Source organism: Lyngbya sp. CCY1209 (assembly GCF_035615495.1).
In the GTDB taxonomy this organism is placed as follows: domain Bacteria; phylum Cyanobacteriota; class Cyanobacteriia; order Cyanobacteriales; family Microcoleaceae; genus Limnospira.
Window position 1 is genome coordinate 1 of record NZ_JAJENU010000077.1, and the last position, 4252, is coordinate 4252.

Consider the following 4252-nt stretch of genomic DNA (forward strand, 5'->3'; position numbering starts at 1 on the left):
AAAATTGTCGAGGGCGACAATGAAAACCGTTGATGGGAGACAGGAGCAAGGATTTTTTCCGGTTAAAAATACCTTTTGATTCCGAAAAATCTCTCTCTTCTCCCTCCGCTCCCGGTCGCTCCCTCCGCTCCCCTTGCCATTTTTCTGGGGAGAATGAAACGGCCCTGCTTTGGTAAGGGGGGATAATGGGGGATCGATCACAGCCGATTGGCGACCTGTTGAACGCGAATTCCATTCAACTCCAACGCCATCTGTTTCGCCGTCGGGGAACTCCACCGCAGCAGCCAACTCGGTTGCACGCCGAGGAACAAAATCAACGCGGCCAAAACCAGGGCGGGCGCCCGTTCCGAGAGGGAGACTTTGGGATAGTAGGCCAAATTGTTGTCGAGTCGCCCGAAACAGGTGCGGTTGAGCAGGATGACGAAGTAAACCGCCGTCAGACCGGAGGCGATGATACAGAGCAAACTCTGAACCGGGAAGACCACAAACGTGCCTTGAAACACCAGAAATTCCGCCACGAAGCCCACCAAACCGGGAATTCCGGCACTTGCCATTCCCGCCGCGATCAGCAGCGCGCTGATGAGGGGCAAGCCGCGGATGGGGTTCATCAGGCCGTTGAGTAATTTTAACTCGCGGGTGCCGACTTTGGTTTCCACCACGCCGACCAGGTGGAACAGGATCGCCAAAATCAAGCCGTGGGCGACCATTTGGGAAATCGCCCCGATCAGGCTAACTTCCGTGCCCGCCGCCGTGGCGACGATGATATAACCCATGTGGCCGATGGAACTGTAGGCGACCATCCGTTTGATGTCCTGTTGTGCGATCGCGGTCAGGGCGCCGTACATGACGCTAATCACGCCGATAATCGACAATCCGGGGCCGATCAGTTGCCAGGTGTCCGGGAACAGTTGCAGGCAGAACCGCACCAGGCCATAAGTTCCCAACTTCGCCAACAGACCCCCCAGGAGGATCGTCACCGGGGCGGAGGATTCGACGTAGGCGTCGGGGAGCCAGGTGTGCAGGGGGACCAGGGGAATTTTGATCCCGAAACCGATCAACAAAACCGTGATTAAAATTAATTGGCTGATTTGGGAGATCTTTTCGGTGTTGATCGCATCGAAATCGAAACTTCCCGACCCGCTCAACCAGGTGAGCCCCAGGAATCCCGCCAAAATCAGAATCCCGGAGAGGGCGGTGTAGATGAGGAACTTCATCGCCGCGTAGCCCCGCTTGTCGCTCCCCCAAATGCCGATCAGCAGGTAGAGGGGGATGAGTTCGAGTTCGTAGAACAGGACGAACAGCAGCAGGTTTTGGGCCACAAACGCCCCTGCGACCGCCGCACTCACCAGCAAGATCATCGAGTAGTAGAGGCGGGGGCGGGGGGTATCCGGGCGGCTGCTGGCGATCGCGATCGGGGTCAAAATCGCGCTCAACCCCATCAGGGACAGGGACAGGCCGTCCATTCCCAAACTGTAGGACAAACCCAACTGGGGAATCCAGGGCAGATATTCTTCAAATTGAAAGCCGGGGTCGCCCAAATTGAAATCGAGGATGAGTTTGAGGGTCAACAGCCCCACCAGTGCCGTCACCCCGAGGGCGACGGAGCGGATGCGGGCGGAACTGAAGGAGGAGGGCAATAACCCGATGAGCAGGCTTCCCGCCAGGGGAATGAGAATTAGGAGACTGAGCATAGTTCGTGATGGGCGATCGTCAGAACAAACCGAAACAGAGCACACTCAACAGTAGGGTGATGCCGAGCAGGATGGTGAGGGCGTAGAACTGGGTTTGGCCGGTGACGTTATATCGGAGGCTCTGTCCGCTGAAGACGGTAGCCAGACCGACCAAATTGACAAAGCCATCGACGATGAACCGGTCTATCCAGTCGATGATCCGGGACACCACCGCCACGGCGGAAATGATCGTCAGGCGGTAGAGTTTGGCGGTGTAGAAGTCGTAGGCGAAGAAGTCCTGAACGGCTCGGGAGCCGAAGGTCACGGGTTTGGGCAGGCCGTCGAAGATGTAGATCCAGACGCTGAGTCCGGCACCGGCGAGGGTGGAAAGCATCAGCAACCCGGCGGCGGTGAGGTCGATGGCCTGCCAGCTTGGGAGAAGTCCCCAGGCTTGCAGCAGCAGGGGGACGTGCAGGCAAAAGCCCGCCAAAACGGTCATGGGCAGCACCCCGGCCCAGAGTCCTTCGGGCGATCGCACCGTCATCTGTTTGACGGTCCCGGCGAACATGAGGCCGAATTCCCGGGTCAGGCTGAAGGCGGTCAACCCGTTGACGGCCAGCAACACGATCGCGATCGCCGGTTCCGTCGGCCAGAGATTTTGGGTCAGTTCCAGCAGCATCCAGAAGCCCCCGAAGGGGGGGACGCCCACCAACGCCGCGATCCCGACGAGAAAGCAAATCCCGGAAATGGGGCGGCGCGACCACAGGCCCCCGTATTGGGTCAGATCCTGGGTGATGTTGTTGAGGATGATACCGCCGCTGGTCATCACCAGCAGGGCCATCGCCATCGAATAGGTGAACAGCAGCAGCAAAGCCGTGTTGGTGAATCCCGTCCCCACGGCGATCAATGCCATGCCCATGTAGGAGCTCACGGAGTAGGAAATCGCCCGTTTCGCGTCGATTTGAGCGATCGCGATGGCGCTGGCCCCGAGAGCCGTCGCCAACCCGATGGCAACCGTCACCGACTCCGCCACCGGAGACAGTGCAATCACCGGAAACACCTTCGTCAGCACCCAGGCACCGGAACCCACGACCACCGCATTCCGCAGGACTGTGCTCGGCACCGGACCTTCCATCGCCTCGTCGAGCCACAGGTGCAGCGGAAATTGGGCGCATTTCCCCAAGGGGCCGGCCAGCAGCGCCACTCCCAGCAGCGTCGCGACGGTGGGGTTGAGGGTCGCCGTCGCCGCCCATTCCGTCAGTTCGGTAAAGTTCCAGGTCCCCGCCAGGGGATAGAGGGACACCACCCCCATCAGCAGGAACAGGTCCCCCACCCGCTTGGTGAGGAACGCATCCCGCGCCCCCGTCACCACCAGGGACTGGTTGAACCAGAATCCCACCAGCAAATAGGTGCCGAGGGTGAGGATCTCCAGGATGATATAGGTGAAAAACAGGGAGTTGCACAGCACCAGGGCGGCGAGTCCGGCTTCAAATAATGCCATCAGGCAGTAAAATCTCGCCCAGCCCCAATCCATCTCCAGGTAGGCGATCGCGTAAACTTGGGCCAGGAGGTTGAGGCCGGTGATGACGAGGGTGGCGCCGATGGTGATGGCGGAGAGTTCGATGGGAATGGAAAAGTCGAGATCGGCTACCTGCAGCCAGGGAATCACGATCTCGCGACCCGGTTGACCCCACATTCCACCCAAGGCGATGGAGCCGTGGACGAAGGCCAGCAGGGTCATGATGATATTGATGTATCCGGCCGGTCTCGGGCCGGTCTTGCGGATGATTCCGGGCGACCAGGGAACGGATAAAATAGCCCCCAGGAAGGGATAGCAGGGAATCCACCAGATGTTTTGCAGGAAGAATTCAGTCATAACTGAAATTTGGGATAAATGGCTCTAACCCTTAAAGGGAAGCCCGGAATTTGGGTTCCGGGCGTGGCAAGTCATTGAATGCACTGAGGACAAGTGGAAAAGTCGTCTGGCGATCGAAGGCCGACAACGGATGCAGATGAGTTTGCGGATTTTATCTTCTCTTTAGAATTACTATAGATGATATTCTATACAGTGCGTCAAGAAAATCGGATCGTTACCACAATTCGTGATAGCCGCCTTAACCGGGGCTTATATCAGACGGCTTCGGGTGTCGGAACCTGATCAGACGGTTCGCACTCGCCCGGAAACAGAATTTTGGCGATCGCCTCGGCGTTGCGTTGTTGGCGCCATTGCCAGTGGTTGTCCTGTCCCGTCTCTCGGATGTGGACGATGGCGCGATCGAGCCGTTCGGGAATTTCATCGAAGCGATCGAAGGTGGAACCGATGGACGTCGGCCAGTGGACTTGGTGTTCGATGACGGGATAATTCGAGGCGATAATATAACATCCGCAGTGCGATTCGTTCGGGAATGAAATAGGGCTGAAATGCCCGAAATAACCTCCCGGTAAGGCTTTCACCCCCTCGGGTGAATATAAGGGACGCACCCCTGACCAGCCTTATAACTGTCTGTATGTTCCTAAGTTTGGTATCACAGGATACCAAATGAGGTCGGAACTCTCAGGGTCAAGAGGAGAAGTGGAGAATC

The 4252-nt window shown here is 57.9% G+C and carries 3 protein-coding genes; all 3 read right to left on the bottom strand.

Translation table 11 applies throughout. From position 1 onward, the window contains the following. Positions 1 to 197: 197 nt before the first annotated feature. The gene (locus tag LKE08_RS00380) at positions 198 to 1691 is read right to left on the bottom strand and encodes an NADH-quinone oxidoreductase subunit M (protein WP_324702210.1); all 1494 of its coding nucleotides are present in this window, start codon (positions 1689 to 1691) and stop codon (positions 198 to 200) included. Between the two features lie 19 nt (positions 1692 to 1710). After that, entirely contained in the window at positions 1711 to 3546 is a 1836-nt protein-coding gene (locus tag LKE08_RS00385; protein WP_324702211.1) for an NAD(P)H-quinone oxidoreductase subunit F, read from the bottom strand. A gap of 254 nt (positions 3547 to 3800) precedes the next feature. Beyond that, a complete protein-coding gene (locus tag LKE08_RS00390) occupies positions 3801 to 4151 on the bottom strand; it encodes a hypothetical protein (RefSeq protein ID WP_324702212.1) in 351 nt (116 codons plus the stop codon). Positions 4152 to 4252: the final 101 nt, after the last annotated feature.

What these genes read in the sequence shown, in the direction of transcription:
- LKE08_RS00380 (WP_324702210.1), bottom strand. Translation starts at nt 1,691, where the DNA reads ATGCTCAGTCTCCTAATTCTCATTCCCCTGGCGGGAAGCCTGCTCATC.
- LKE08_RS00385 (WP_324702211.1), bottom strand. Translation starts at nt 3,546, where the DNA reads ATGACTGAATTCTTCCTGCAAAACATCTGGTGGATTCCCTGCTATCCC.